Annotated in this window: 26 protein-coding genes and 1 other annotated feature; of the genes, 19 read left to right on the top strand and 7 right to left on the bottom strand. The window is 54.8% G+C overall.

The window, feature by feature from the left end; genetic code table 11:
* Positions 1–32 precede the first annotated feature (32 nt).
* The 7 genes from hemC to AC13H5_RS04885 all read left to right on the top strand — a co-directional run bounded on the left by hemC (position 33) and on the right by AC13H5_RS04885 (position 8,120).
* Positions 33–950, top strand: coding sequence for a hydroxymethylbilane synthase (gene hemC, locus AC13H5_RS04855; RefSeq protein WP_483546406.1), 918 nt, complete (start codon positions 33–35; stop codon positions 948–950).
* Positions 922–1,608, top strand: coding sequence for a uroporphyrinogen-III synthase (locus AC13H5_RS04860; RefSeq protein WP_483546407.1), 687 nt, complete (start codon positions 922–924; stop codon positions 1,606–1,608). The genes hemC and AC13H5_RS04860 overlap by 29 nt, the downstream gene beginning before the upstream one ends.
* Positions 1,605–2,585 (top strand): porphobilinogen synthase, encoded by a 981-nt coding sequence (hemB, locus tag AC13H5_RS04865; RefSeq protein ID WP_483546408.1) that lies wholly within the window; start codon positions 1,605–1,607, stop codon positions 2,583–2,585. The genes AC13H5_RS04860 and hemB overlap by 4 nt, the downstream gene beginning before the upstream one ends.
* Positions 2,582–3,886: a glutamate-1-semialdehyde 2,1-aminomutase gene (gene hemL, locus AC13H5_RS04870; RefSeq protein WP_215190303.1), complete on the top strand. Its 1,305-nt coding sequence runs from the start codon at positions 2,582–2,584 to the stop codon at positions 3,884–3,886. Before hemB ends, hemL begins: the two co-directional genes overlap by 4 nt.
* Before the next feature lie 47 nt (positions 3,887–3,933).
* Positions 3,934–4,154, top strand: a binding site (T-box leader).
* 55 nt (positions 4,155–4,209) lie between these two features.
* On the top strand, positions 4,210–6,861 hold the full coding sequence (locus AC13H5_RS04875) for a valine--tRNA ligase (RefSeq protein WP_483546409.1): 2,652 nt from the start codon (positions 4,210–4,212) through the stop codon (positions 6,859–6,861).
* 94 nt (positions 6,862–6,955) lie between these two features.
* A complete protein-coding gene (locus AC13H5_RS04880; RefSeq protein WP_483546410.1) occupies positions 6,956–7,735 on the top strand; it encodes a hypothetical protein in 780 nt (259 codons plus the stop codon).
* Between the two features lie 37 nt (positions 7,736–7,772).
* A complete protein-coding gene (locus AC13H5_RS04885) occupies positions 7,773–8,120 on the top strand; it encodes a short-chain dehydrogenase (protein ID WP_483546411.1) in 348 nt (115 codons plus the stop codon).
* A 30-nt stretch (positions 8,121–8,150) separates the two neighbouring features.
* On the opposite strand, the gene AC13H5_RS04890 is transcribed toward AC13H5_RS04885, so the two are convergent.
* From AC13H5_RS04890 to AC13H5_RS04905, 4 genes are all read right to left on the bottom strand, one after another.
* Positions 8,151–8,324: a hypothetical protein gene (locus AC13H5_RS04890; protein WP_483546412.1), complete on the bottom strand. Its 174-nt coding sequence runs from the start codon at positions 8,322–8,324 to the stop codon at positions 8,151–8,153.
* Positions 8,321–8,521 (bottom strand): hypothetical protein, encoded by a 201-nt coding sequence (locus AC13H5_RS04895; protein WP_483546413.1) that lies wholly within the window; start codon positions 8,519–8,521, stop codon positions 8,321–8,323. Before AC13H5_RS04895 ends, AC13H5_RS04890 begins: the two co-directional genes overlap by 4 nt.
* Positions 8,518–8,694, bottom strand: coding sequence for a hypothetical protein (locus tag AC13H5_RS04900; RefSeq protein WP_167491820.1), 177 nt, complete (start codon positions 8,692–8,694; stop codon positions 8,518–8,520). Before AC13H5_RS04900 ends, AC13H5_RS04895 begins: the two co-directional genes overlap by 4 nt.
* A gap of 87 nt (positions 8,695–8,781) precedes the next feature.
* On the bottom strand, positions 8,782–10,218 hold the full coding sequence (locus AC13H5_RS04905) for a protein adenylyltransferase SelO (RefSeq protein ID WP_483546414.1): 1,437 nt from the start codon (positions 10,216–10,218) through the stop codon (positions 8,782–8,784).
* 108 nt (positions 10,219–10,326) lie between these two features.
* Here AC13H5_RS04905 and AC13H5_RS04910 point away from each other — a divergent pair, with 108 nt between their 5' ends.
* Both AC13H5_RS04910 and AC13H5_RS04915 read left to right on the top strand, forming a co-directional pair.
* Positions 10,327–11,571 carry a bifunctional folylpolyglutamate synthase/dihydrofolate synthase gene (locus tag AC13H5_RS04910; protein WP_483546415.1) on the top strand — a complete coding sequence of 415 codons (1,245 nt, stop codon included), beginning with the start codon at positions 10,327–10,329 and terminating at the stop codon, positions 11,569–11,571.
* A 44-nt stretch (positions 11,572–11,615) separates the two neighbouring features.
* Positions 11,616–13,154, top strand: coding sequence for a hypothetical protein (locus AC13H5_RS04915; RefSeq protein ID WP_483546416.1), 1,539 nt, complete (start codon positions 11,616–11,618; stop codon positions 13,152–13,154).
* Positions 13,155–13,197: 43 nt separating this feature from the next.
* Here AC13H5_RS04915 and AC13H5_RS04920 read toward each other — a convergent pair whose 3' ends face one another.
* Genes AC13H5_RS04920 through AC13H5_RS04930 form a run of 3 tightly spaced genes read right to left on the bottom strand, consistent with a single transcriptional unit; the run spans position 13,198 to position 15,855 of the window.
* On the bottom strand, positions 13,198–14,880 hold the full coding sequence (locus AC13H5_RS04920) for a hypothetical protein (RefSeq protein ID WP_483546417.1): 1,683 nt from the start codon (positions 14,878–14,880) through the stop codon (positions 13,198–13,200).
* A 14-nt stretch (positions 14,881–14,894) separates the two neighbouring features.
* Positions 14,895–15,458 (bottom strand): pilus assembly FimT family protein, encoded by a 564-nt coding sequence (locus AC13H5_RS04925; protein ID WP_483546418.1) that lies wholly within the window; start codon positions 15,456–15,458, stop codon positions 14,895–14,897.
* On the bottom strand, positions 15,406–15,855 hold the full coding sequence (locus tag AC13H5_RS04930) for a prepilin-type N-terminal cleavage/methylation domain-containing protein (RefSeq protein WP_034809733.1): 450 nt from the start codon (positions 15,853–15,855) through the stop codon (positions 15,406–15,408). The genes AC13H5_RS04925 and AC13H5_RS04930 overlap by 53 nt, the downstream gene beginning before the upstream one ends.
* A gap of 163 nt (positions 15,856–16,018) precedes the next feature.
* On the opposite strand from AC13H5_RS04930, the gene AC13H5_RS04935 reads away from it, so the two are divergent.
* The 10 genes from AC13H5_RS04935 to AC13H5_RS04980 all read left to right on the top strand — a co-directional run bounded on the left by AC13H5_RS04935 (position 16,019) and on the right by AC13H5_RS04980 (position 25,998).
* Positions 16,019–17,245: a G5 domain-containing protein gene (locus AC13H5_RS04935; protein ID WP_483546419.1), complete on the top strand. Its 1,227-nt coding sequence runs from the start codon at positions 16,019–16,021 to the stop codon at positions 17,243–17,245.
* Complete coding sequence (locus AC13H5_RS04940) at positions 17,242–17,523, top strand: hypothetical protein (RefSeq protein ID WP_483546420.1); 282 nt, start codon at positions 17,242–17,244, stop codon at positions 17,521–17,523. Before AC13H5_RS04935 ends, AC13H5_RS04940 begins: the two co-directional genes overlap by 4 nt.
* Before the next feature lies 1 nt (position 17,524).
* Positions 17,525–19,183 (top strand): GspE/PulE family protein, encoded by a 1,659-nt coding sequence (locus AC13H5_RS04945; RefSeq protein WP_483546421.1) that lies wholly within the window; start codon positions 17,525–17,527, stop codon positions 19,181–19,183.
* A 4-nt stretch (positions 19,184–19,187) separates the two neighbouring features.
* Complete coding sequence (locus AC13H5_RS04950; protein ID WP_214763798.1) at positions 19,188–20,222, top strand: type IV pilus twitching motility protein PilT; 1,035 nt, start codon at positions 19,188–19,190, stop codon at positions 20,220–20,222.
* A 4-nt stretch (positions 20,223–20,226) separates the two neighbouring features.
* Positions 20,227–21,444, top strand: a complete 1,218-nt coding sequence (locus AC13H5_RS04955) for a type II secretion system F family protein (protein WP_483546422.1) — start codon at positions 20,227–20,229, stop codon at positions 21,442–21,444.
* 141 nt (positions 21,445–21,585) lie between these two features.
* Positions 21,586–22,077: a prepilin-type N-terminal cleavage/methylation domain-containing protein gene (locus AC13H5_RS04960; RefSeq protein ID WP_483546423.1), complete on the top strand. Its 492-nt coding sequence runs from the start codon at positions 21,586–21,588 to the stop codon at positions 22,075–22,077.
* An 87-nt stretch (positions 22,078–22,164) separates the two neighbouring features.
* The gene (locus AC13H5_RS04965; protein ID WP_483546424.1) at positions 22,165–22,917 is read left to right on the top strand and encodes a prepilin peptidase; all 753 of its coding nucleotides are present in this window, start codon (positions 22,165–22,167) and stop codon (positions 22,915–22,917) included.
* Between the two features lie 12 nt (positions 22,918–22,929).
* A complete protein-coding gene (gene pilM, locus AC13H5_RS04970; protein WP_483546425.1) occupies positions 22,930–24,567 on the top strand; it encodes a pilus assembly protein PilM in 1,638 nt (545 codons plus the stop codon).
* Positions 24,564–25,271 carry a hypothetical protein gene (locus AC13H5_RS04975; protein WP_034776853.1) on the top strand — a complete coding sequence of 236 codons (708 nt, stop codon included), beginning with the start codon at positions 24,564–24,566 and terminating at the stop codon, positions 25,269–25,271. Before pilM ends, AC13H5_RS04975 begins: the two co-directional genes overlap by 4 nt.
* Before the next feature lie 139 nt (positions 25,272–25,410).
* Positions 25,411–25,998 carry a Maf family protein gene (locus AC13H5_RS04980; RefSeq protein WP_034776855.1) on the top strand — a complete coding sequence of 196 codons (588 nt, stop codon included), beginning with the start codon at positions 25,411–25,413 and terminating at the stop codon, positions 25,996–25,998.
* Positions 25,999–26,013 lie beyond the last annotated feature (15 nt).

Below are 26,013 nucleotides of genomic sequence, written 5' to 3' on the forward strand. Positions count from 1 at the left end.
CGTCGCCTTTTTCTATGAAGGGGATATGGACTATGCGTAAAATTATCGTCGGCTCACGCCGTTCACAACTTGCGATGACACAGACGAAATGGGTCATCGAGCAATTGAAGAAAGCCGGGGCTCAAAACGAGTTCGAGATCAAGGAAATCGTGACGAAAGGCGACCAAATCGTCGATGTCCAGTTATCGAAAGTCGGCGGCAAAGGGTTGTTCGTCAAAGAGATCCAGCAACAAATGATTGCCGGGGAAATCGATTTCGCCGTCCACAGCATGAAAGACGTGCCGGCCGAGTTGCCGGAAGAGCTCTTTATCAGCTGCATGCCGAAACGCGTCGACGCCCGAGACGTGCTCATCTGCGAGAACGGGTATACGCTCGAGACGCTCCCGGAAGGTGCTGTCATCGGGACGAGCTCACTTCGTCGCGGTGCGCAGATGCTCGCCGCCCGCCCGGACTTCGAGATTCAATGGATTCGCGGCAACATCGATACACGCCTCAAAAAACTTGAGACGGAAAACTTCAATGCCATCTTGCTCGCCAAAGCCGGGCTCGAACGCATGGGTTGGACGGACCGCGTCGACTTCGAAGCGCTTGACGCTGACATGATGGTCCCGGCGGTCGGTCAAGGCGTGCTCGCCATCGAAAGCCGGAAAGACGACGCTGAAGTGACGAATGTTTTGCAACTCCTGCATCACGACGTGACGGCGAAAGCGGCGACGGCGGAGCGGACGTTCCTCAAGGCGATCGAAGGCAGCTGCCACGTACCGGTCGGCGGTTATGCGACGGTCGACGGGGACGACGTGACACTGACGGGCCTCATCGCCTCGGTCGACGGCAAAGAAGTGCTCCGCGTGACGAAGACGTCGTCTGACGCGGTCGCACTCGGGAACGAGGTTGCAGACGATCTTCTTGGACGCGGCGGGCGTGAAATTCTCGCCTCGGTCAATGCGTGACGTCTGGTACACAGGGACAAAACGACTGACCGCTACGCAACGAGCCCGGCTCGCCGCGAGCGGTCTTTCCGTGCATCACGTCCCACTCATCGAGACGAGATTGACGCATCGCGAGATGCCGATTCACCGGTTCGATTGGCTCGTCGTGACGAGCCAGACGGCGGTGCCGGCACTCCGTGACGTCCCACGTGACGTCAAAGTCGCGGCCGTCGGGGAGAAAACGAAACAAGCACTCGAGGCCGAGGGCTTCACCGTCTCACTCATGCCGGAGACGTACACGGGCGAGGCGTTGTTCCATGACCTTGCGACTGTCGTAAAGTCAGACGAGGTCGTCCTGTTCGCCCGGGGCGACTTGGCGAACACGGCGCATATGACGCAACTCGAAAACGTCCACGACTGGGTCGTCTATGAGACGATCGGCCGTGAACTGACAGAGACGGAAGTCGAGGCGCTCGAAGGAATCGAGGCGCTCCTCGTGCTCAGCCCGTCCGCCGTCCGGGCGCTCACGCCGTACCTTGAACACTTCCGCGGGACGTGGTACGCCATCGGTGAAGTGACCGAGCGCGCCGTCCGGGAAGTGTCGACGTTACCGGTCCGAGTGCCTGAGTGTTATACTATGGATGCATTAATACAGTGTATAGGGGAGGATTTTTCATGAACCAGTTTGACCGTCACCGTCGTCTTCGTTCATCGAAGTCGATGCGTGCACTCGTACGTGAAAATCATGTTCGGAAAGAAGATTTGATTTACCCGCTCTTCATCATCGAAGGGACAGACATTAAACGCGAAGTCAGCTCGATGCCTGGCGTCTTCAACTTCTCGCTCGACCGCCTCGAGGACGAGATCAAGGAGATCGTCGACCTCGGCATTCAATCGGTGCTCTTGTTCGGCGTGCCGGAACATAAAGACCCGGAAGGTACGGAAGCGTATCATGACCACGGCATCGTCCAAGAAGCGATCCGTAAAGTGAAAGAGTGGGCGCCACTGCTCACGGTCATTGCGGACACATGCCTATGTGAATACACGTCGACGGGCCACTGCGGCATCGTGAAGAATGGTGACGTCGATAACGACGCGTCGCTACCGCTTCACGTCCAGACGGCGATCACGCAAGCGCAAGCAGGCGCTGACATCATCGCACCGAGCTCGATGATGGACGGCTTCGTCGCCGCGATCCGTGAAGGGCTCGACCAGAACGGGTTCAACCATATCCCAATCATGAGTTACGGCGTCAAGTACGCATCGGCGTACTACGGACCGTTCCGTGACGCAGCGCAATCGGCACCTGGTGAAGGTGACCGCAAAGGCTATCAGATGGACCCGGCCAACCGCCGTGAAGCGTTCCGTGAATCACAATCTGACGTCGAGCAAGGTGCCGACTTCATGATCGTCAAACCGGCGCTCGCGTTCATGGACATCATCCGTGACATGCGCGACTCGCTCGATATGCCGATCGTGGCGTATAACGTGAGCGGAGAGTACGCCATGGTCAAAGCGGCTGCTTTGAACGACTGGGTCGATGAGCAACGCATCGTCATGGAGACGATGGTCGGTTTTAAACGGGCCGGTGCGGACCTCATCGTCACGTATTTCGCAAAAGACGTCTGTCGCTATTTGGAAGGAGACTATTCATGACCTACAAACAAACACGCTCAGAAGCAGCGTTCGAACAAGCACGTCCGCTCATGCCGGGCGGGGTGAACAGCCCGGTCCGTGCCTATAAATCAGTCGGCATGACGCCAATCTTCGCTGAACGCGGTGAAGGCTCACGCGTCTACGACATCGATGGCAACGAATATATCGATTACGTCCTCTCATGGGGACCACTCATCCTCGGCCACCGTGACCCGGTCGTCACGAAGGCGATTCAAGAGCAAGCCGAGAAAGGCTGGACGTTCGGGACACCGACTGAGCTGGAGACGAAAATGGCCGAGCTCGTCATCGAGCGCGTCCCATCGATCGAGATGGTGCGCATGGTCAACTCGGGTACGGAAGCGACGATGGCGGCACTCCGCCTCGCGCGCGGGTACACGGGCAAGACGAAAATCTTGAAGTTCGAAGGCTGCTACCACGGTCACGGCGACTCGCTCCTCATCAAGGCCGGTTCGGGCGTCGCGACGCTCGGTCTCCCGGACTCACCGGGCGTGCCGAAAGACTTGGCGAGCCAGACGCTCACGGTGCCGTACAACGACTTGGATGCCCTTCGCGTCGCGTTCGAGAAGTTCGGTGACGACATCGCTGGGGTCATCGTCGAACCGGCGGCCGGCAACATGGGCTTCGTGCCACCGCAACCTGGATTCCTTGAAGGACTCCGCGAGATCACGGAACAATACGGCGCGCTCCTCATCTTTGACGAGGTCATGACCGGGTTCCGGGTCGGCTACAACTGTGCCCAAGGTTATTTCGGTGTGACGCCGGATTTGACATGTCTCGGGAAAGTCATCGGCGGCGGCCTTCCGGTCGGTGCCTACGGCGGGAAACGCGAGATTATGGAACAAATCGCGCCGCAAGGACCGATTTACCAGGCGGGGACGCTCTCAGGGAACCCGCTCGCGATGATCGCCGGCTACACGACGTTGTCGCAACTCAAGCCTGAGCACTACGCCGAGTTCGAACGCAAAGCGGACCGTCTCGCCGAAGGCTACACGAAAGCGGCCGAGAAGTATAACATCCCGCACGACACGAACCGGGCCGGCTCGATGTTCGGATTCTTCTTCACGAACGAGAAAGTGACGAACTTCGAGAAGGCGAAGACGGCGAACCTTGACTTGTTCCGCGCTTACTATCAGAAGATGGCGGCGCGCGGCGTGTTCTTGCCACCGTCACAGTTCGAAGGATTGTTCCTCTCGACCGTGCACACAGACGAAGATATCGACCAGACGCTCGCAGCGGTCGACGCGACGTTCAAAGAGCTGCAACAAGAGTTTTCACTGTAATCTTGACGGAAACAGCTTCTGTCGCTACAATTGTTTAACAGATACGAACAAAAGCTACGATGAGGAATAGTACGCAATCAACATCCTTTTTCAGAGACGCGGCCACTTGGTGCGAGGCCGCGAAGGATGGTGCGGAAGTCGCCTCGGAGCTGACCTTTTGAACGAAGTAGGAAGGTCCGGTCCATCGACCGTTATTCGATTTTGAGGGCGCCACCTGTTGGCGAACTAAGGTGGTACCGCGGAAGATACGGCTTCTTTCGTCCTTAGCGTTAAGGACGAGAGTAGCCGTTTTTTTGTCCACATTATTAGAGGAGGTTGGGCATATGGCCAACGAGACAAACGAAATCACCATGCCGACGAAGTACGATCCAAGTGCGACGGAAGCGAAATGGTATGACTACTGGTTAGAGAACGACGTATTCAAAGCAGACGAGGACGATTCAAAACAGCCGTACACGATCGTCATCCCGCCACCGAACGTAACGGGGAAACTTCACCTCGGACACGCGTGGGACACGACGCTCCAAGACTTATTGACACGCCTCAAGCGCATGCAAGGCTATGACGTCCTCTGGCTTCCAGGGATGGACCACGCCGGTATCGCGACACAAGCGAAAGTCGAACAGAAGCTCCGTGAGGACGGCATCATGCGTTACGACCTCGGACGCGAGAAGTTCCTCGAGAAGACGTGGGAATGGAAAGACGAGTACGCCGACACAATCCGTGCCCAATGGTCAAAACTTGGTCTCGGTCTCGACTACTCACGTGAGCGTTTCACGCTCGACGAAGGACTCTCGAAAGCGGTCCAGGAAGTGTTCGTCCGTCTCTATGAGAAGGGCTTGATTTACCGCGGCGAATATATCGTCAACTGGGACCCGGCGCAAAAGACGGCCGTCTCGGATATCGAAGTCATCTATCAAGAAGTCGAAGGCGCATTCTACCACATGAAGTACCCGCTCGCTGACGGCTCAGGCCACATCGAGATCGCGACGACACGTCCGGAGACGATGCTCGGCGATACGGCTGTTGCCGTCAACCCGAAAGACGAGCGCTATGCGCACCTCGTCGGCAAGACGATCATGCTTCCGGTCATGAACCGTGAGATCCCGATCGTTGCCGATGACTACGTCGATATGGAGTTCGGTACAGGTTGCGTCAAGATCACACCGGCGCACGACCCGAACGACTTCGAGATCGGGAACCGCCACGAGCTCCCACGCATCCTCGTCATGGATGAAGGCGGCAAGATGAACGAGAACGCCGGCAAGTACGAAGGGCTCGACCGCTTCGAATGCCGCAAGCAACTCGTGAAAGATTTGGAAGCGGACGGCACGCTCGTCAAGATCGAGCCGCACACGCACTCGGTCGGACACTCGGAACGTTCAGGCGCGGTCATCGAGCCGTATCTTTCGAAACAGTGGTTCGTCGACATGGAGCCGCTCGCGAAAGCAGCACTCGAAGCACAAGGACATGACGATACGAAAGTCAACTTCGTCCCAGAGCGGTTCGAAGGCACATACCTCCGTTGGATGGAGAACATCCGCGATTGGTGTATCAGCCGCCAACTCTGGTGGGGCCACCGCATCCCGGCGTGGTACCACAACGAGACAGGAGAAATCTATGTAGGTAAAGAAGCACCGGCTGACAGTGAGAACTGGCACCAAGACGAAGACGTGCTCGACACATGGTTCTCGTCAGCGCTCTGGCCGTTCTCGACGATGGGCTGGCCGGACACGGACTCAGCAGACTTCAAACGTTACTTCCCGACGAGCGCGCTCGTCACGGGTTACGACATCATCTTCTTCTGGGTATCGCGCATGATCTTCCAATCGCTCGAATTCACTGGGAAGCAGCCGTTCAACGACGTGCTCATCCACGGTCTCATCCGCGACTCGGAAGGCCGCAAAATGTCGAAATCGCTCGGAAACGGCGTCGACCCGATGGAAGTCATCGACCAATACGGCGCGGACTCGCTCCGCTGGTTCCTCCTCACAGGATCGACACCAGGGAACGACCTTCGCTTCTATTGGGAGAAGATCGAATCGACATGGAACTTCGCGAACAAGATTTGGAACGCGAGCCGTTTCGCCCTCATGAACATGGACGGCATGAAGTATGAGGATATCGATTTGTCAGGTGAGAAGACGCTCGCCGACAAGTGGATTCTCACACGCTTGAACGACACGATCGACCAAGTGACGCGTCTCGTCGACAAGTATGAGTTCGGCGAAGCCGGTCGTTACTTGTACAACTTCATCTGGGAAGAGTTCTGTAACTGGTACATCGAGATGGCGAAACTCACGCTCTACGGTGAGGACGAGGCGGCGAAAGCGACGACACGTTCAGTGCTCGCCTACACGCTCGACTCAATCATGCGTCTCATGCATCCGTTCATGCCGTTCCTCACAGAGGAAATCTGGCAGCACTTGCCGCACGAAGGCGACTCGATCGTCCGTGCGAGCTACCCGACACGTCGCGACGAGCTCCACTTCGCGGACTCGGTACCAGCGTTCGAAGCGGTCATGAACGTCATCCGTTCGGTCCGTAACATCCGTTCGGAAGTGAACGCCCCGATGTCGAAACCGATTCAGCTCTTCATCGCGACGAGTGACGACACGACACAAGGTTACTTGAGCGAAAACGAAGCGACAATCGGCAAGTTCACGAACGCGACCGAGCTCGAAATCGGACGCGGCTTGGCGGCTCCTAACAAGTCGATGTCGGCCATCATGACGGGTGCGGAACTGTTCATCCCGCTCGCCGACCTCATCAACTTCGAAGAAGAGATCGCCCGTCTTGAGAAAGAAGTGGCGAAGTACGAGAAGGAAGTCGAGCGCGTTCAGAAGAAACTCGGCAACCCAGGCTTCACTGGCAAGGCGCCTGCTCACGTCATCGACGAAGAGAAGGCGAAAGAGAAAGACTACCTCGACAAACGTGACGCAGTCCGTGCGCGTTTGGAAGAGTTGCGTAAGTAAGCATTAAACCTTCTTTGGAGACTTGTTCTCCGAAGAAGGTTTTTTTGTCGTTTGGTGGAATTTAGGAGAGGAGACGATGTAAAGGTGGAGTGACATGAGACGAATCGGAATGATGTTAGGTTTGGCTGTGATGGGATTGAGTGGGTGTGTGGCGGAACGAGCTGAACCGATCGAACCGATGGAATCAAAAATCACGGTTAGCGTGAACAAAGAAGAGATGGATTCATCCGTTTCCGATGTTGAGGAAACGACGGCGAAAGAAGTGTTCGGTTCGATCATCGAGGACGTGCCGAAAGGGACTGTTCGACTACTCGATGCGGTCACGGCCCAATACACGCTTCAATATACGGATGGCACGTCCGAACGACCGTCGAGAGACGGCGTCTTCTATGAAATGGTCATCGATGACCTCGGGCTCATCGCCATCCAGTTACCAAACCGCGACGATGCGTTTGGCGTGTTCAACTATTCGCGGGGCGAGGAATGGGTGTTGCATGGCATCCAAAATATTACGATTCCCGAGACGGCCGTAAAAGTCCGTCACGGGTTGGATCTGTCCGAAGAGGAGCTCTTTGTCGCCCACCTCAAGATGGATCAGCTGGAGCGACCGGTGGAGATGTGGACGTTGTATGATGAGACGCAGCGCATCACGATTTTGTCGACCGATGCGTTCAGCGTGGCCGACGGAGAGTTGATTGAGCGGCGAGACGTTTCAAATGAGCGGTATCGCTTGGATCAACCGGAAGGAAGAGGCTTGTTTTATCTGAATCAAGGCAAGCTCATCGTTTTGACGGGTGATGTGTCAGAAGAAGTGTTGCTCAAACTCTCTGACTCATTACCGGAGGCGTCGACGGTGGATTTTCCGCTGAAGTGAACGTATTTCTAGTTCAAAAAAAGGAGGAGGGAGTGCCATGCCTTACACTCACGAATTTGGTGTATTAGATTCAACAAACCGTCAATCATCATATGATACGTATACGCCGGAACGATTTGACTGTGTCTCGGTGGATGGGGAACTAGTGGATGGTTTTGTCGATGAGCTGAACCAGATGCGCACGTATTCCCACTCCTACGACCGTCCCGGATTCGGATTAGAAGAATGTGGGATCACGCTCATTCCACATGAGTCACTGGCGCTGTTCTATCAAGTCGTCAAAGCGACGATGTACACGAATGAGTCGGTACAACTGAATCGACTCATTGCTAACATCACGCAAGCCCAAGTCGACAAGAAGGACATGATTCATTTTGGGCTTTGAGTTTATAAAGAAGAACAACCCCGAGCATCATCATCGATGTTCGGGGGTTCGTTTGCGTCCAATGTGGATGATGCCAAATAGGGCGATGGCAATCAAGGTGTGAAAGATGAGCGGTTGAGTATGTCCAATGCGGAGTAGATGAATCGCATAGACGACATAAAGGATGCTGCCGAATCCTAGCAAGATGGAATAAAGAACCTTCATACGTCCTCTTCCTCCGGTTCTGTCCAAAACGGAAGGCGACCGGTTGTCACGAAATAAGATGACGTGAGCAGGACACCAATCGCAAGGCCAGTCAATTGCGACTGAATCGGCTGACTTGTCAACGACAGATAAAAACTGTAGACGAGGTATGAAGTTGAACTTACGATGATTGTCATGAGCAAGAGTGTCATTTTCATTTTGTTTCACTCCATTCGAGCTCGTTCAAATGCTTCATGAACTGGACAAACGAGACACCTAGGAAGAAAGCCGGCATCGTCCAGACCCAATTGCTTAGAAACGGACCTTGCCAGAGCTCGAGCGAAATCATGCAGGCAAAGCCTAACGAAATAAGTGAAGCGAGTAGTCGCATTATAAAACCTCCAAACGGACTTTGTCTATTCTACGTGGCGAATAGCCAAAAGGTTCCAAAAAAACCATCCCGCGAAAGCGAGATGGTTCATGTGCCGCAGAAAGTCTGATACGGATACGTCCGCGGCGGTCCGGGTGAGACGTAGCGTCCGTAGTCGGCTTCGTAGTCGTATGGCTTCCGCAATACGTCGAGCAGTGCATGCGTCGGCTTGAAGTCACCGCGTTCGGCTGCCATGAGGGCGGCCTCGACGTGATGGTTGCGCGGGATGACGGCCGGGTTGTGCTGACGCATGAGGCGGATGACGTCCTCATCAGGAAGACCTTGTTCCCCGAGGCGTTTCCGCCAAGCGGCGAGCCACGCCTTACCATCGTCCTGGTTGGCGAAGGCGAGTGCTTCGGTGTCGCCGAGCGTGAGGGCGCGGAACGTGTTCGTGAAGTCGGCCTCGGTTTCCATCATGAGCCGGAGCAGTTCGTCCGTCAGTGCGTCGTCTCCGTCTTTTCGCACGTAGAGTCCGATTTTATGGGCGAGCCCAGTGAAATACGCCTCTTTATACGTTTCCGTGTAGTCGTTCAACAGCTTGTTGGCGATATCGACGGCCTTTTCTTGTGTGTCAGCGAGGAGCGGGAGCAACGTCTCGGCGAGGCGGGCCAAGTTCCATGACCCGATATACGGCTGATTCGCATAGGCGTAGCGTCCCTCGCGGTCGATCGAGCTGAAGACGGTATTCGGGTGATACGTATCCATGAACGCACACGGGCCATAATCGAGCCCTTCACCGCTGATAAACGTATTGTCCGTGTTCATGACGCCGTGGATGAACCCGACGAGCTGCCAATCCGCGATCAGTTTCGCCTGCCGGGTAATGACGCGGCCGAGGAACTGTTCATAGCGGTCCGGTTGTCCTGCAAGGTCAGGGTCGTGGCGCTGAATCGTATAATCGGCGAGAGCGATGACGTCATCAATCGAACCGGCCGCAGCGGCATATTGGAACGTACCGACGCGTAAGTGGCTCGCCGCGACGCGCGTCAAGATGGCACCATGCTTCGGTCCTTGGCGCATGATCGGCTCACCGGTCGTGACGACGGCGAGCGCCCGGTTCGTCGGGATGCCGAGGGCGTGCATCGCCTCACTGATGAGGAATTCACGCACCATCGGGCCGACGGCAGCTCGTCCATCACCGCCACGCGAGTAATCGGTCGGGCCCGAGCCTTTCAATTGAACGTCGACACGCTTTCCGTTCGGGGCGACGTGTTCTCCGAGCACGAGCGCCCGTCCGTCACCGAGCATCGTGAAATGGCCGAATTGATGACCGGCATACGCTTGCGAGAACGACGTGTCGGTCTGGCGATTACCGGCGAAGAGTGCGACGTCTTGAGACGTTTCGGCGTCGAGACCGAGCGTCTTGGCGAGTGCTTCGTTCCACAGGACGAGTTCGGGCTTGTCGACCGGATGGACCGGTCCCCGGTCGTAAAAGATGTCACGGAGATCGAGGTAGGTCGCCTCGAAGTTCCAACTGTTGGTCATAGTAATTCCCCCTTCTTCGCCTCGAGTATAGCACAGCCGATTCCTTGCGTAGCGCTTCGCGAATTTTGGTAAGATAGGAGGGAAGTGTGAAAACAGGAGTGATGGAAGATGGAGACGAGACAAGACGTATTGGAATGGCTGAACGGGCAGCTGCGGTTCGGGATCAAGCCCGGGCTCGAACGTATCGAGTGGATGTTGAACGCACTACAAATCGAGGAGTTGCCGTCGATTCACGTGTCAGGGACGAATGGAAAAGGGTCGACGGTCGCTTTCTTGCGGGCGATGGCGCTCGCGGAGGGGTTGAACGTCGGGACGTTCATCTCACCGTACATCATCCAGTTCGAGGAGCGGATCATGTTGAACGGGGAAGCGATCCGAGAAGACGATCTCGTTCGAATCGCCAATCGGGTCCGTGACTGTGCGAGTGCGTCACCGGAGACGTTGACGGAGTTCGAACTGCTGACGGTCATGGCGTGGCTCTATTTCCATGAACAACAACCTGACCTCGTCATTTGGGAAGTCGGTCTCGGTGGCCGCCTTGATTCGACGAACGTGTTGACGCGACCGCTCGCGACGGTCGTGACGTCAATCGGGCACGACCATCAAGGGATTCTCGGCGACACGCTCGAAGAGATCGCGCTCGAGAAGTTCGGCATCATGAAGCCGGGCGTGCCGATGTTTCATAGTTTGACGGATGAACGGCTGATCGCGTTGCTCAAGCGACAAGGAGAGGCGATGGACGCATCGATTCACGACGTCACTCCACTCGTCACATCAATCGAGGACGGGACCGACACGGTCGTCACATATGATGGATTGGATCCAGTGACGCTCGGATTGACCGGACACCATCAAGCGTATAACGGGGCGTGTGCCGTCGCCGTCGCGCGCCACCTCGGCTGGAAGGCGGAAGCCATTCGAGCGGGGCTCGAGGCGGCACAACACCCGGGTCGCTATGAGCTCATCTCGAGACAGCCCCGCATCGTGCTCGATGGGGCGCATAACCCGGAAGGTATCGCCGCGCTCGTCGAACAAGTGAAGATTGAGCGTGACGTGACCGTCCTCGCGGCCATTCTTGCCGACAAGGACCGGGAAGCGATGATCGCGTCGCTCCAGATGGTGGCAGATGTCTATGAGACGACGTTCGATTTCCCACGTACCCGGACGAAAGAAAGTCTAATTGCCGACGGGGCCCGTTACGTGGACTGGCAGGGGTGGTTGGCCGCATGGCTGGAGACACCGAAATCCGAGACGCTCGTTGTGACCGGGTCGCTCTACTTTATCAGTGAAGTCAGAACCTATTTCCAAAGTTTGAAAAAAACCGCTTGTGAACAGGAAGAAAAAGGGGTATGAATTAACTGAAGAAGTGTGACGACAAACCGACTGGAGGCACAACGATGAAGAGGCAGCTAAGATCCAAGTACGGGTTCCTCATAGTGGTAGGGATGGTCTTATTGTTGTTCGCGTATACGACAACGTGGGCGAAAAACGATGATAAAGACATAAAAACGAAGGAAGACATCACTAACGAAGTGATTCGCGAAATCTCCTCTGAAGCGGTTTTAGTAGGAGACACGGTCACCGTCGAGTATCGTTTATCTTTAAACAATATTATCGATTTTGGAAAAGGTCCCAATATCAATTCGTATAAAACTGTCCAATGGTCGTTAGATTTTAATGAAAAAATTCCTGATGGCTTGAAAGTAGAGAGTATCTCAATCAACAATGAATCAACGGTGTCTCATACTCTGAAGTATAATTCTTCGTCACGAACGCTAGCAGGGAAAGTAAATGTAATCTGTGGCAAAGATAGTTTGCCATCTTGTAACAATCATTTTACCGAAACGTTTTATGAGAAAGTGACCGTGAAATTGATAGCTGAAAAACCTGGTACTTACAAATTCAATAGTGGAGCCATCAACTACTCACTCACAGCCGACCATTCTGGGAACGGTCACGGATCTGTAAAACATAATCGGTCCATCAATTTAACATCTGATCAAATTGGTGACTCGCTTTTATTGGTAGAAGAATTAAACATTCAACTTCCATCTGAGTTGGAATTGTATTTAAATGATACAGGTAACTTAAATGCGGAGTTGTCGACGGCTAAAGCAACGATTCCGCCAAATATCGAACTGGATTGGGAAATCGTTAACACCGATATTGTGAAAAAGACGAGTGCCGCTAACCAAAGCTTGTCCGTTGAAGCGTTGGAAGTCGGGACGACGACGATTCAAGCCGTGTATGTCCACAACAATAATTATGAATCTAAATCCCAACCGATGACGGTAAAAGTCAAATTGCCTAATCTCGCAATCGATTCTACGGATAAAGTGTTATGGGTCTATCAAGATAAGAGTGGCAGCTTAGTGAAACAACAAGCGGTGTTGAATCTTACGCAATTAGTAGAGGACGATAAAGTTGTCAACAACCCATTCGACGCCACGTGGGAAGTGAAGTCAACGGCGCTCAGTCTCGTGTCGAGTCAAAACTCATCGGCCACAGTACAGGCTGAGCATGGAAGCACGGGTAACGTCTCGGTAATTGCTTCACTAGTAAAATATCCGGGACAGACTAATACCTCTTTGATTGAAGTGAAAGAATATCCGCAACGCGTCGCGACACCAAACGTCGTCTTATACATGTCAAACAGTCCTTACGAATACCCGGTCAAGTTCTGGCCAGAGACATCGAACGTCACTGAGTACGGATTGACGGTTTTAGAGGGTACGGATGTACTCAAAGTTAAAGATGGCGTATTGACGCTCTTGAAACCAGGTATTGCTAAAATCGGTTTAGTAACTGAGAATGTTGATCGTTTCTTCCCGAAAGGTGATGGCCCCGAAGTCATCAGCCAGACTTTCTATGTCCGAGTTAAAGAAGGAATTGATCCGAACCCAGGTACGGCTGAACCAGCAATTGATTTCTATTGATGACGCTACAAAAAGAAGCTACTCGCGCGAGTAGCTTCTTTTCTTATTTCTTTAATTGTTGACCGACGAACAGTTGCAACTGGTTCGTGACCGGTAGCGTGTCGATTTGTCGGAAGACGCCTTCGTTGTATTCCATGACGAGCCGGGACTTATCGACTGCAGGAGAAGCATCGACGTTTCCAGGGGCGAAAGAGGCTTGTTTATCTGCTTGTTCCGGCAACGATTTGAATGTTCCACGGAACGTGTTCACTTCAAGCGGTCCTTTGCTATACAGGCCACCTTTCATGTTGACGATTGATCCAACAGAATAGAGACGTGTCGGTTCTGTCGAGGCACTGTACATGAACGCTTGTAGCGTGGAAGATGTGTTCTGGAACTCATTGATTCGGTTCAACAAAATTTTCCCTTTGGACAGGAGAACAAGTGAACTGTCATTCCCCCCGGCGGTAGCCGGCAACAAGTCAGCCCCGTCGATATACGTGTCACCGAGCGTATACACCGTCGTATTGAATGCGACTTTCCCACGAATCGTCAAATCGCCGTTAATGATGAGCGGACGGCTGATCGTAATTGTGTCAATCGCATCGATGGTCACGTCGCCATCCAATAGAAGTGGGGTTGTATTGCTGGCAATCGATCGAGAGATGACAATCGAGATATCGTCCTTACTCACATAGTTATCGATTGTTTCAGTCGCTAACTCTACAATTTGCATACCGGTGATGGCATCTAACTGTCCTTGATCAATCAAGTTGGTTTTCAACAGTTCGGGTTTGGTTGAATTAACGGGTCGGTAATATTGTTTGATGAATGGCTCGTCCGTTCGAGTGATACCTGATTTGAAAAAGATTTCATCACCCGGTTTATCATTATACGTGATGTCCGTTAAAGAACCCATGAACCGATTCACGTATTGGACGACCGAATAATCATAATTGAAATTCGAAAAACTGCTCTCGACCGGCCCAACCTCAGGCTGATGGTCCACACCTGGCGTGACTGAGTTCGTGAAATAGTTCGGCGAGTCACAGCCGTCGCACGTCGCCCCGTTCCCGAGGTCGATGCGACCGTCGAGATAGAAGCGGCTCGAGGCACTATTGTTCAACGTGTTGACTCGATCTTTCAGTTGATACTTCGCATCGCGGTCGAGCGAAAGTTTCGTCCCGGCGAACAAGTTCCCTTCAATCTTCGGCGGACCGTTGACCGTCAACGTGTCATCGGACCCGAGCACGTAATAGAGGAACGACGGTAACGCCGTCACGTATACTTCCTGGCTATACGTGCTCGTCTGCATCGGCTGTTCCGGTTTCGCTTTCGTCGTCCCGGTCGCCGTCAGCGTCAACACCGTCGTGAACGGCGCATTCGCCTGGTCCGCCGTCGAGCGGGTGATGGAGTAACGGATGTCGTTGTCGCCCGATTGCAAATCACCCGTATAGAGCGTGTTCGCTTGGAGCACCGTCGCGACTTTTGCTTGAAATGCTGCTTGGTTCTCCATATACGGTTGAACAACATCTGCATCGTGGAGCGGGAACGTCGTCCGCAAATCGGCGACGAGCACGTCGAGCACGCCTTTGACATCTGTATCGAGTTGCGTCTCGTCGACGCGGATATTCGTCTGCTTGTTCGTCGCCAAGTTGACTTGAATCGCAGCGAGCGAGAGGACGGCGAGCGCCGCCATCGTCACGAGGACGAGGATGAGGACGTAGCCTCGTTCATCTTGTTTCATCTGGATCCCTCTTTTCATAACGGGATGGTACTCGTAAACGTCTTGGTGAGCGTGGCATCGTCGCGCGAGGCGAGCGTCACTTGAATCTCCATCAGTCCGGACACGATGTAAGCCTCGCGTCCGCTCCTTGCGTCCGTCACTTCGTCCTGAATGTCGATGGTGACGGCTTGGACGGTGACGTCAGGGTTGTCCGTCACGAAACTTAACGGGGCGAGCTCGAACACGGCGTCTTCCATATAGTCGCCTTGACGGTACAAAATGCCTTCCGTCGAGATGCGCGGGGCATGGAGACGGTGGAACGAATATGTATCCCCGTTGACGGTCAAGGCGTCGAACTCGGTCTGGTTGATGTCCTGGAGGACGCTCGTAATCAAGTAGTCGGCCTCACTCCGGAGCGAGCTCGTGTCGTTCGTCAGACGGAAACCGAGCGAGCCGGTCAAGAAAACGGTGATCACGATTCCGGCAAAGATGGCGGAGATGACGAGCGCGAGCAACAATTCGACGAGCGTGACGCCGTCCTCACGGTCACGGAAGCTCTGGAACGTCCGTCTCAGGGAATTTATCTTGAAGCGTCGCATTCGTCACCACTCCTTTCAATGTGATGGGTTTGAGCAACGTCTCCGAGGCGACGGTAATCTCGACGTTGACGAGGTCAGCGGGTAATTCGTTGCCTGGAGAGAGGATGGTCACATCGAAGGCGCGCCCGTTGATGGTAACGTCACACAAATCGCAGACGTTGGCCGGCGTCTTCTGGAGGATCGAGATGTCGATCGGGTCTCGCGTTTCGGCCGCCCGACGCTTCAACGTGTTGAGCGTATTTTGGGCGACTTGGTTTGCCACGGTCCGGTCAAGATCCGAGGAGGTGATTCGCAAGCTTTGGGAGAAGATATTCATGAGCGATAATGCCAGGATCGAGACGACGACAATCGAGACGAGCACTTCGACGAGCGTGAAACCTTGTTCGGAACGGTCCACCGCATTGACCTCCTTTTCAAAATTCATTTAATGATAGGAAAAAAGAGACTTTTAACCTGAAATAATTGTTATTTTCTGTACAATGCATATTATACTAAAGTTACAGTGGGAACGGATAGTAATTCAAAAGTCTCATTTGACTTGAAATAGAGGGGGAAATGGAATGAAGCGATATGGGATGCACCTGTTCATCCTGGCGGGGCTAGTCCTGCTCGTGTCGTTGCCGACGATCGGGCTCGTGAACTATCTCGATGCCTCGGCGAAGACGACTGCTACATATAAAGAGACGACCGTGGCCGGCATCGACGTGTCGGGGATGACGAAAGAAGAAGCGATCGTCCGAATCGATAACGCCATCAAAGACTTCAACAACACGCCGTTCACGGTGACGCTCGTCGATGGGACGGCGATCGAGGTCGGCAAAGATGTCGTCTCGTTCAACGTCGACGCGACACTCAAGGCGGTCACTGAATCGGGTACATATCCGCTCGTCACGACGGTCGACGAAGAGCGATTGACACCGTACTTAGAGAACCAACCGGTGACGCTCTCGATGGTGACACCGCCGCTCGTCGAATCCGCCTCGAATTTGAACTCAGACGTCGTCCTCGAGATGACGGCGACGGAGAGTGAAGTCGTCGCTTCGATCACGGTCAGTCCGACGCCAGCGATGCGCTCGGCACTCGAGCGGATGAATGGCTTCGAGATGGAAGCCGGGGACATCTTCAGCTTGAAAGCGTTCGGGGAAGATTTTGAGGCGCTCAGCACGCTCGGTTCCTCGATGTATCAATTGTTCGCGGCGACACCGTTCCAAATCCTAGAACGGGTTCAACATGAGACGCTCCCGACCGGCATCGAGCTCGGCTATGATGTCAAAGTCGACGAGCGCTCGAACTTCGCCGTACAGAACACGGAACAGACACCATACGCGCTCATCGTCTTAGAAGAAGGGAACGCGATGACGGTCCAATTGCTCGGTAAAGTATTCGTTGGAGCGTACGAGTCGCGCGTCGAAGACGTGACGAGCGTCCCATATCAAAACATCGTCCGTTTCTCGCCGTCGCTCACGGCCGGCAGTTCCTCTGTGACCCAGTCCGGTCAGACCGGCGAGTCGGGCAAATTGTATCGTGTCCGCATCACGGATACGGGCGAGTCGCTCGAACTGCTCGGATTTGATTTTTACGAGCCGATCCCGGAGATCGTGACGAAAAGTTCCGTCCCGCTCCCGCCTCCTGAACCGGTCGAACCGGTGATTCCAACTTTCCCGGACGAATCACTGGAAGATGACCCGTTCGATGACGATGTAGAGGATGACGGATTGAATGAGTTTGAAGAACAGCCACCGGTGTATGAACAGGACCCGGTGCCAAGTGAGGGGGCAGTCGGATGATCGGTTATTTGATTTTGATCGCCTTTTGGGTACTTGCCACATTGACCGTGTTCGCCTTGTCGATTCCATACATTCGGAAGCGGGAGACGAAAGGAGTCATCTCGTTACTCGTCGCCGTGCTCTCGCTCGGCGTGTATAGCCTGTATGTCGAAGGGCTCGAGCGGACGTGGTGGGCGTGGGTCCTCCTCGCCCTCGGTTTGGCCGGCGGTGCGGCACTCAGTGCGTTCATCGAACAGCGAGACGTCGCACAGGAGGTACCACAGAGGATGGTGAAGTAAGTTGAGACGAATGAAGAAACGGCTCGGCGAGATGCTCGTCGAGGCGGGGATGATCACGCAAACACAGCTAGACGAAGCACTTACTCAAAAGCGGACCGGAGAGAAACTCGGGGACGCGCTCATGCGATTGAACTATTTGACCGAGACGCAACTGATTCAAGTGTTGCACGAGCAGTTGAACGTGCCGGTCATTTCATTATATTCAGAAGACATCAATGTCACCGTGACGAAACTCGTCCCGAAAGTCATCGCCCAAAAACATGACATCATGCCGATTTCGTTACAAGGTAATACACTGTTCATCGCGACGGCGGACCCGCTCGATTTGATCGCCATCGATGACGTGCGTCTGCAGACGGGGATGAACATCGAGGTCGGGATCGCCACGCGCGAACAGATTCGTAAGACGATTAGCCGCTTTTACGAGATGGACGCGTCACTCATCGAGATTTTAAAAGAAGAAGCGCCTGAACTTGACCGGGAAGAGACCGCATCGCGTGATGACGCTCCGGTCATCCGGCTCGTCAATCAGCTCTTCTTGAGCGCGATCGATCAGCGCGCCTCAGATATCCACTTCGATCCGCACGAGAAGCAGCTGCATGTCCGTCTTCGAGTCGACGGTGATTTACGAACCGAAGCCATCTATCCGAAGAAGATTCAAAGCGTCATGCTGACGCGCCTCAAGGTCATGAGTAACCTAGATATCACCGAGAGCCGCTTGCCACAGGACGGACGTATCAAATATACGCTCCGGGGCCGCCCGTACGACTTCCGCGTCTCGACGCTCCCGACGATGTATGGCGAGAAAATCGTCATCCGGGTGCTCGACTCGTCGGAAGGGTTGACCGATTTGACGAAACTCGACTTCGGCGACAAGAACGAGGCAGTGTATCGCGACATGCTGAAACGGCCGAACGGGATTATCCTCATCACCGGGCCGACCGGGTCAGGGAAATCGTCGACGCTCTATGCGTCGCTGCGCGAACTGAACGATGAATCGAAAAACATCATCACGGTCGAGGACCCGGTCGAGTATCAACTCGACGGCATCAACCAAGTCCAAGTCAATTCGAAAGTCGGCTTGACGTTCGCGTCGGGTCTGCGTTCGATTTTGCGACAAGACCCGAACATCGTCATGGTCGGGGAGATTCGGGACACCGAGACAGCCGAGATTGCCATCCGGGCATCGTTGACCGGTCACTTGGTATTGTCGACGTTACATACGAATTCGGCCATCAGCTCGATCACCCGCTTGATTGACATGGGGGTCGAACCGTTCCTCGTCGCCGCATCGACGTCTGGACTTGTCGCCCAGCGGCTCGTCCGTCGCGTCTGTCGGGACTGCGGTCATGAACAGCCGGTCTCGAAACGGGAACAGGAACTGTTTGCCGCTGAAGGCGTCCCGGTCGACCGGATCATGCGCGGCAACGGCTGTGCGTCATGTAACTTCACAGGTTACCGCGGACGGCTCGCCATCCATGAGGTCGTGCCAATCGATGAAGGGTTGCGCCGCCTGATCATGAACCAAGCGACGGAGGCCGAGATGGTCGCCTATGCGAAAGACCAAGGCGTCCGCTTCCTCCTCGCCGATGGGCTTGAGAAAGTCGCGCTCGGGCTGACGAATACCGAGGAAATATTGAGAACAGTGATAACGGAGTGAGCCTATGATCCATCAGTCGATTGAAGTGATTTTAACGAAAGCGGTCGAACAACGCGCCTCGGACATCCATTTGACCGCCGGCTCGCCGCCGATTATCCGGGTCGACGGGAGCCTCATCACGATGGGGGACGAGAAAGTGTTGCCGCTCCATATCGAAAGCTATTTGAAAGACATCATGACCGAAGAGATGCGGGGCCGCCTCGAGATGCAGCGCGACCTCGACTTCTCGTTCGGGGTCCCACGCGTGTCGCGGTTCCGCGTCAACGCCTATTACCAACGGGGCACGGTCGCGATCGCGTTCCGTTCCATTTCCGGGGAAATCCCGACGATGAACGAGCTCGATTTGCCGCAAGTGCTGAAGCGACTGATCGAGAAGCCATACGGGCTTATCCTCGTCACCGGACCGACGGGATCAGGGAAATCGACGACGCTCGCCGCGATGATCCATGAGATCAACCGGACGCAGCGGAAACGAATCATCACGCTTGAAGATCCGATTGAATATTTGCATTCGCACGACCAGAGCATCGTCGACCAACGCGAGATTGGCTCCGACGTCATGAAGTTCGTCGACGGTCTGCGGGCCGCGCTCCGGCAAGACCCGGACGTCATCTTGCTCGGTGAGATGCGCGACCTCGAGACGATTTCGACGGCGATGACGGCCGCCGAGACGGGCCACCTCGTCATGGCGACACTCCACACGTCGAGTGCGATGTCGACCGTCAGCCGCATCATCGACGCGTTCCCGGCCGAGCAACAGGACCAAATCCGGACCCAGCTCGCCAACGTCCTGCTCGGTGTCGTCAGTCAGCGTCTCTTCCCGCGTGTCGACGTGCCGAAAGGACGTGTCGCCGCGATGGAGATCATGATCGGCAATCCGGCCGTCGCCAACTTGATTCGGAACGAGAAGGAGTTCCAACTCCCGACCGTCATCCAGACGAACCGGCAGAACGGGATGCAGACGATGGACATGGCGATCGAACAGCTCGTCCGTCAAGGCGTCATCAACCCGAACGCCGTACCAAATGAAGAGAGGTGACTGAATGGCCATCTTCCAATATGAAGGTAAATTGCTGAACGGGAAGCGTAAGAAAGGGCGGGTCACTGCCGTCTCGCTCCGCGAAGCGAAAGAAAAGCTGCGCCAAGAATCGATTCTCGTCACCGAGCTCGCTGAACTCGAGTCGACAGGGTTGAATAAAGAAGTCAACTTGCTCCCCGAGCGGGTCAAGATTGAACATTTGATTATGTATGTGCGCCAGTTCGCGACGCTCATCCGGGCCGGTGTGCCGATTGTCCGGGCCACGTCCATCTTGCGCGTCCAGACTGAATCGAAAGTGTTGAAGAAGACGCTCAGCCAAGTCGAGGACGATTTGCGCGAAGGGATCGCGTTCTCGGAGGCGATCAAGAAACATCCGCGCGTGTTCTCGAACTTCTTCAGCTCGATGGCACTTGCGGGTGAGGCGAGCGGGAATTTGGAGGAGGCGCTCGAGCAAATCGGGCTCCAGCTCCAAAAACAATATGACGTCAAACGGAAAGTCATCTCGGCGTTGACGTATCCGCTCGTCGTGTCGATCGTCGCCATCGGCGTCGTCGCGTTCCTCATGGTGAACGTCGTCCCGACGTTCGCGAGCATCTTCGGACAGCTCGGTGGGGAACTCCCGCTCATCACGCGTATCGTCGTCGCCGTTTCCGATTTCGTTGCCGCCTATTGGTGGCTCATCTTCGGTGGGGCGCTTCTCGCACTGCTCGTCTTTACGTGGATGTTGAAGCGCGACAAGGAACGGTATGTGATTGATGGATTGCTGTTGAAAATGCCGATTTTTGGGCCGATCGTCCTAAAGTCGCAAATCGCCTTATTGACCCGAAGTTTGGCCGTCTTGTTGCAAGCGGCGGTCCCGATTTTGTCGGCGATTGAGATCACCGAGAAGATTGTCTCGAACCGTGTCATCCGCAAAGGTCTTGCTCAAGCACGTAAGATGATGGCGCAAGGGATCCCGCTCCATGAACCGCTCGAACGGAACGATAGCTTCCCGCCGCTCATGACGCAAATGATTGCGGTAGGCGAGGAGAGCGGGGATTTGGACTCGATGTTGAACGAGGTCGCAGAGTTTTATGAGACCGAGGTCGAGACGACGACGGACCGCCTGAAATCGATTATCGAGCCACTGTTGATCGTCGTCTTAGCGAGCATCGTCGGCGTCATCGTCATCGCGATTGTCGTCCCGATGTTCCAAATTTATGGCGATATCCAAAATCAGTAGAAAGTTTTTATTTATTTGCAGATTTGTATCTTTTCAATCCTAAATTTTGAATGTATAGTAAAATTGTTCTACTAGTATTAGGTCAAAGGTAATGAATCTAGCTTACATCACAGCACAACACACAAAAGGGGAGAATGAATCATGTTAGAGAAAATGAAAATGATTTGGCAAGATGCCAAACAATTGAAAGATGAGCGCGGACTCACACTCGTCGAGTTACTCGTCGTCGTCGTAATTTTAGGGATTATCGCAGCCATCGCCGTTGTCGCGATTGGTGGAATTATCGAGAACTCGAAGAAAGATGCGATGGTTGCCGATGCGAAGCAGATGGTTAACGCTGCCAAATTATATGTGGCGTCAAATGAAGTGGCTGATAATACAGTAATTCGCTTCGTTGGTGCAGATCCTACTACTGGAAAAGATGGTTCTAGTTTAATGGACACGATGAAAGATCCTTTTGGGACAGCCTATACAAATGCAGTAGTGTTTGTAGATAAAGGAACAGACAATAAATACACTTACAAAGTTTGGTTAAAGAGCCAAGGTAATAAACAAATTGGTACAGCCGCAACTGATGCAGGTACAATTGCATCAAGCGCTCTAAATAAAGAGTCAGTTGCCACTTATAACTAAGAATCTTCCGGCTGGCGCTGGGCACTCGCTCAGCCTAGCCGGTTTTCTGTTTTTGGCATATACTTACAAGTAAGGAAGTGACCTTGATTGGTTGAATTCATCGGACTTATTTACAGTCTCGTCCTCGGGGCCGTCATCACGTCATTCACGAACGTCGTCGGGCTCCGCGTGCCACGCAAACAGTCCATCGTCACGCCGCGCTCGCACTGTCCGTCATGCGGACACGTCTTATCCGCTTGGGAACTGATTCCGGTCTTCGGTTACGTATTCCTACGCGGGAAGTGCCGCGGCTGTGGCGGGCGGATCGCGCCGACGTACCCGCTCTTTGAACTGTTCGGAGCGGTCGGTTACGCCTATAGCTTCTGGCTTTACGGCTTTAGCCTCACGACGCTCCTCGCCTTCGTCTTCTTATCGACGCTCCTCGCACTCGCGATGTCCGATTTGTCGACGATGCTCGTCCCGAACGTCATTTTGCTGTTCACGGCACCGGTCCTCATATTGTTCGCCTATGGCGCGGGTGTGACCTGGTGGAGCCCGATTGCCGGAGCGGCGCTCGGCTTTTCTGTCCTCGCCACCGTTTTTTTCGTCTCCAAGGGGGGACTTGGGGCCGGCGATGTCAAACTATTTACAGTAATCGGGCTCGTGCTCGGGCCGCGCGACGTCCTCGTCGCCTTATTTTTATCGAGCTTGATTGGAGCAATCGTCGGACTGACACTGATTGGTTTGAAACGGATGGATCGCAAACAGCCGATTCCGTTCGTGCCGTCGATCGCACTTGGCACGATGCTGACGTTTTGGTTCAGCGAACGCTTCTTTGATTGGTATTTTGATTTGATGTAGGGGGAAACCAGCATGAGCCGGTCTATAGAGAAAGGAACGGTCGCGTATTTCTCGTTCGATGCGCTCAGCATCCACGGGGCCGTGATTAAACAAGGCGTGTTCAAACGCAGCGCGTCCGTCCAATTGGCGAAAGGCGCTTACGTAGGGGGACAAATTGAAGACGAGAACGCATTCGGTCTCACCTTCGACGAACTGTGCCGCAAACTGAAAGTCCGAAAAGGGATGGTCTGTGCCGTCGATATGGCCGAGACCGAGGTATTGTCCCGTAAAGTCGAGATCCCATCGACGATCCCGAAAGATGAGATTCGCGGCTATCTGTTCATGGAAATCGGCAGCTCGATCATCTTGCCGTTCGACGACGTCGCCTTCGACTACGAGGTGCTCGGCGAGACGGAGACGAAGACCGAGGTCATGCTTCACGCCGTCTCGGTCGATTTGACGAAAGCCATCCGCGCCTACATGAAAAAACGTGGGTTCCAATTGAAGAAGATTGTACCGCGTCCGGTCGCCATCGCCAACGGGGTGGCCCGACTCGAGACGCTCGACCCGCTCAAGTCGACGCTCCTCTGGCACGTGACACCGTTCGCGCATCAGTTGCTCGTCCTTGAAGAGGGCCAGGTCCGCTTCATCCGCGCCATCGAGACCGACCTCCCGTACCGCGCCGAGACGACGGATGGGCTTGTCACGTATACATATAGCGGCTCCAAAGAGACGCTCGCGACGCAGACAGACGAGTGGCTGAACGAGCTGGCCCGTTTCCTCGACTTCTATCGCTACTCGCTCCGGACGGACGGACGCCCGATTGACGAGTTGCTCGTCTCGGGGACGGTCCCGAACCTTGACGATCTCGTCCAGACGATTGAAAGTGAGGCGATGGTGCCGGTCAAACGGATCGCCGACCCGCTTCCACTGTCTCACGCGACGCCATTGTCGCACCAGATGTTGCCGCTCCTCGGGATGGCGACGCTCGACAAAGAGCACGACGCCAACTTCATCAACTCGACCGATGTGACGCTCCGCTGGCCGATCATCGCGAGCCTGCTCGCACTCTTGATCGGTGGCGGGGCGACCGGTTACTTGTTTTATGAAGTGAACGAGTTGAAGCGGAACGAGGCCCAGGTCGAGGAGCAGTTGCAGCTCGTCCGCATCTATCAGACCGAGCAAGTGAACTCAAAGGGTCAGCAAGTCCTATCGCTCGACCAGACGGTGACTGCGCTCACAGCTGAAGAACGATGGGCCGTGCCGGCGCTCCGGGCGTTGACCGAGCAATTGCCGCCGACGGGTTACGTATTGACGTATAACTACGCCGACGGTTCGCTCATGAGTGTGCGTACTCAGTTCGAGACGCTCGCCGATTTGAATGCGTTCCAACGCTCGCTCTTGAACGACCCGCGGTTTGAGAACGTCAAGCTGCTTGGCGTGACGACCGAGACGAAAGCGGAGACCGAGCAGGAAGAGACGGACACCGATGAGCCGCTCAGTCCGAGTGTGCTCGATTCGACGAACGAACCGCTCCCACGCTACATCGGCGAGTTTACTTTCACGTTCATCGATGCCGAACCGGAGACGCCAGAAGGGGAGACCCCAGATGGTGAGACACCGGACGGCGAGACGGAAGAGACGACCGATGAGGAGGTGGTGAGCGAATGAAACGATCGACGATTTATTTGATTTTTACAATCTGTTTGTTCGCAGCCATCGCCGTACCGTCTTATTTCGGCTACCAATACTTCATCCACCAAGGCAACGTCAAGTCGCTCGAGCGAGAACTGTCGCTCGAGCAGACGAAGCTCGAACTGTTGCGCCAAGAAGGGGAAGTCGTCGACGTCGCCGACTCGCAGCGCCTCCAGACGCGTGTCCCGACCGAGGCAGCCCTCGACACGGTCGTCGAGACGTTATCGCAGGCGAGCCAACTGTCTGACGTGCGCGTCACGAGCATCGCTTTCGCCGACGGTGTCATCGCCGAATCGGAAGTGCCGGAAGACATCGACGAGCCGGAACCGAACGATGTGAGCGCGACGGCTGAACCGGCCGAACCGGTTGAGATCACGCCGGTCAACGCCTCGTCAATCCGCTCGACGGTGTCGCTCCAAGCCGACACGTACGAGTCGCTCGTCTTGTTCCTCGAGTCGGTCGAATCGATGAACCGAATTCACATCTTGCGCACGGTCCAATTCACTGGACCGACGGAGACGGGGCCGAACACGACCGAGACGGCCGAGCCGCTCGATTTCACGGTCGAACTCGATGCGTTCTATCGTCCGGACCTCGATCAACTCACAGACGATCGTTACGTACCGGCGCAGACGTTCACCCCGAAAGACATCCCGGTGTACGACTATACGACGCCATGATTCGAACGTCCCTTCAAAAAGAAGGGGCGTTTTTTTGAGGCGTCTTGGATTGTAAACGCCTGCCCGTTTGCCTACAATCGACAGTGAAGTGTGATACGGAAAAGAAGCCCGTTACGCACATATGGAAGGAGTCGTTACAATGAAACCAACACAGAAACGTGTCATCCTCGCCTCGATGTCGCCACGGAGGACCGAGCTGTTGAGCCAGGCCGGGATCAGTCATGAGGTCATCCCATCTAACGTCATCGAAGGGACGAACGGTCGGGAACATCCGGACGAGTACGTTGGACGCCTCGCTCGCGAGAAAGCGATGGACGTCGCCCGCGACAACCGTGACGCCATCGTCATCGGCTCGGATACGGTCGTCGTCTTAGACGGGACGATCTTAGAGAAGCCGAAAGACCGGGACGACGCGCGAGACATGCTACAGCGCTTATCGGGGGCGACCCACGAAGTGCTCACCGGTGTCAGCATCATCGGGCCCGAGCGGCAAGACTTGTTCGTCACGACGACGCACGTCACGTTCATCGACATCCCGGACGCGTGGCTCGACGGCTATCTCGATTCGACGGAGCCGTACGATAAAGCTGGCGCCTATGGCATCCAAGGGTCGGGCGGTCTGTTCGTCGAACGGCTCGAAGGGGACTTTTATAACGTCGTCGGTCTGCCGATTCGTCCGCTCGTCGAGACGCTCGAACGACACGGGGTAGCGCCGCGCTTTCTGTGATTGAAGCGAAAGTTG

The sequence above is a fragment of the Exiguobacterium sp. FD-YE-25-4 genome (assembly GCF_057004685.1).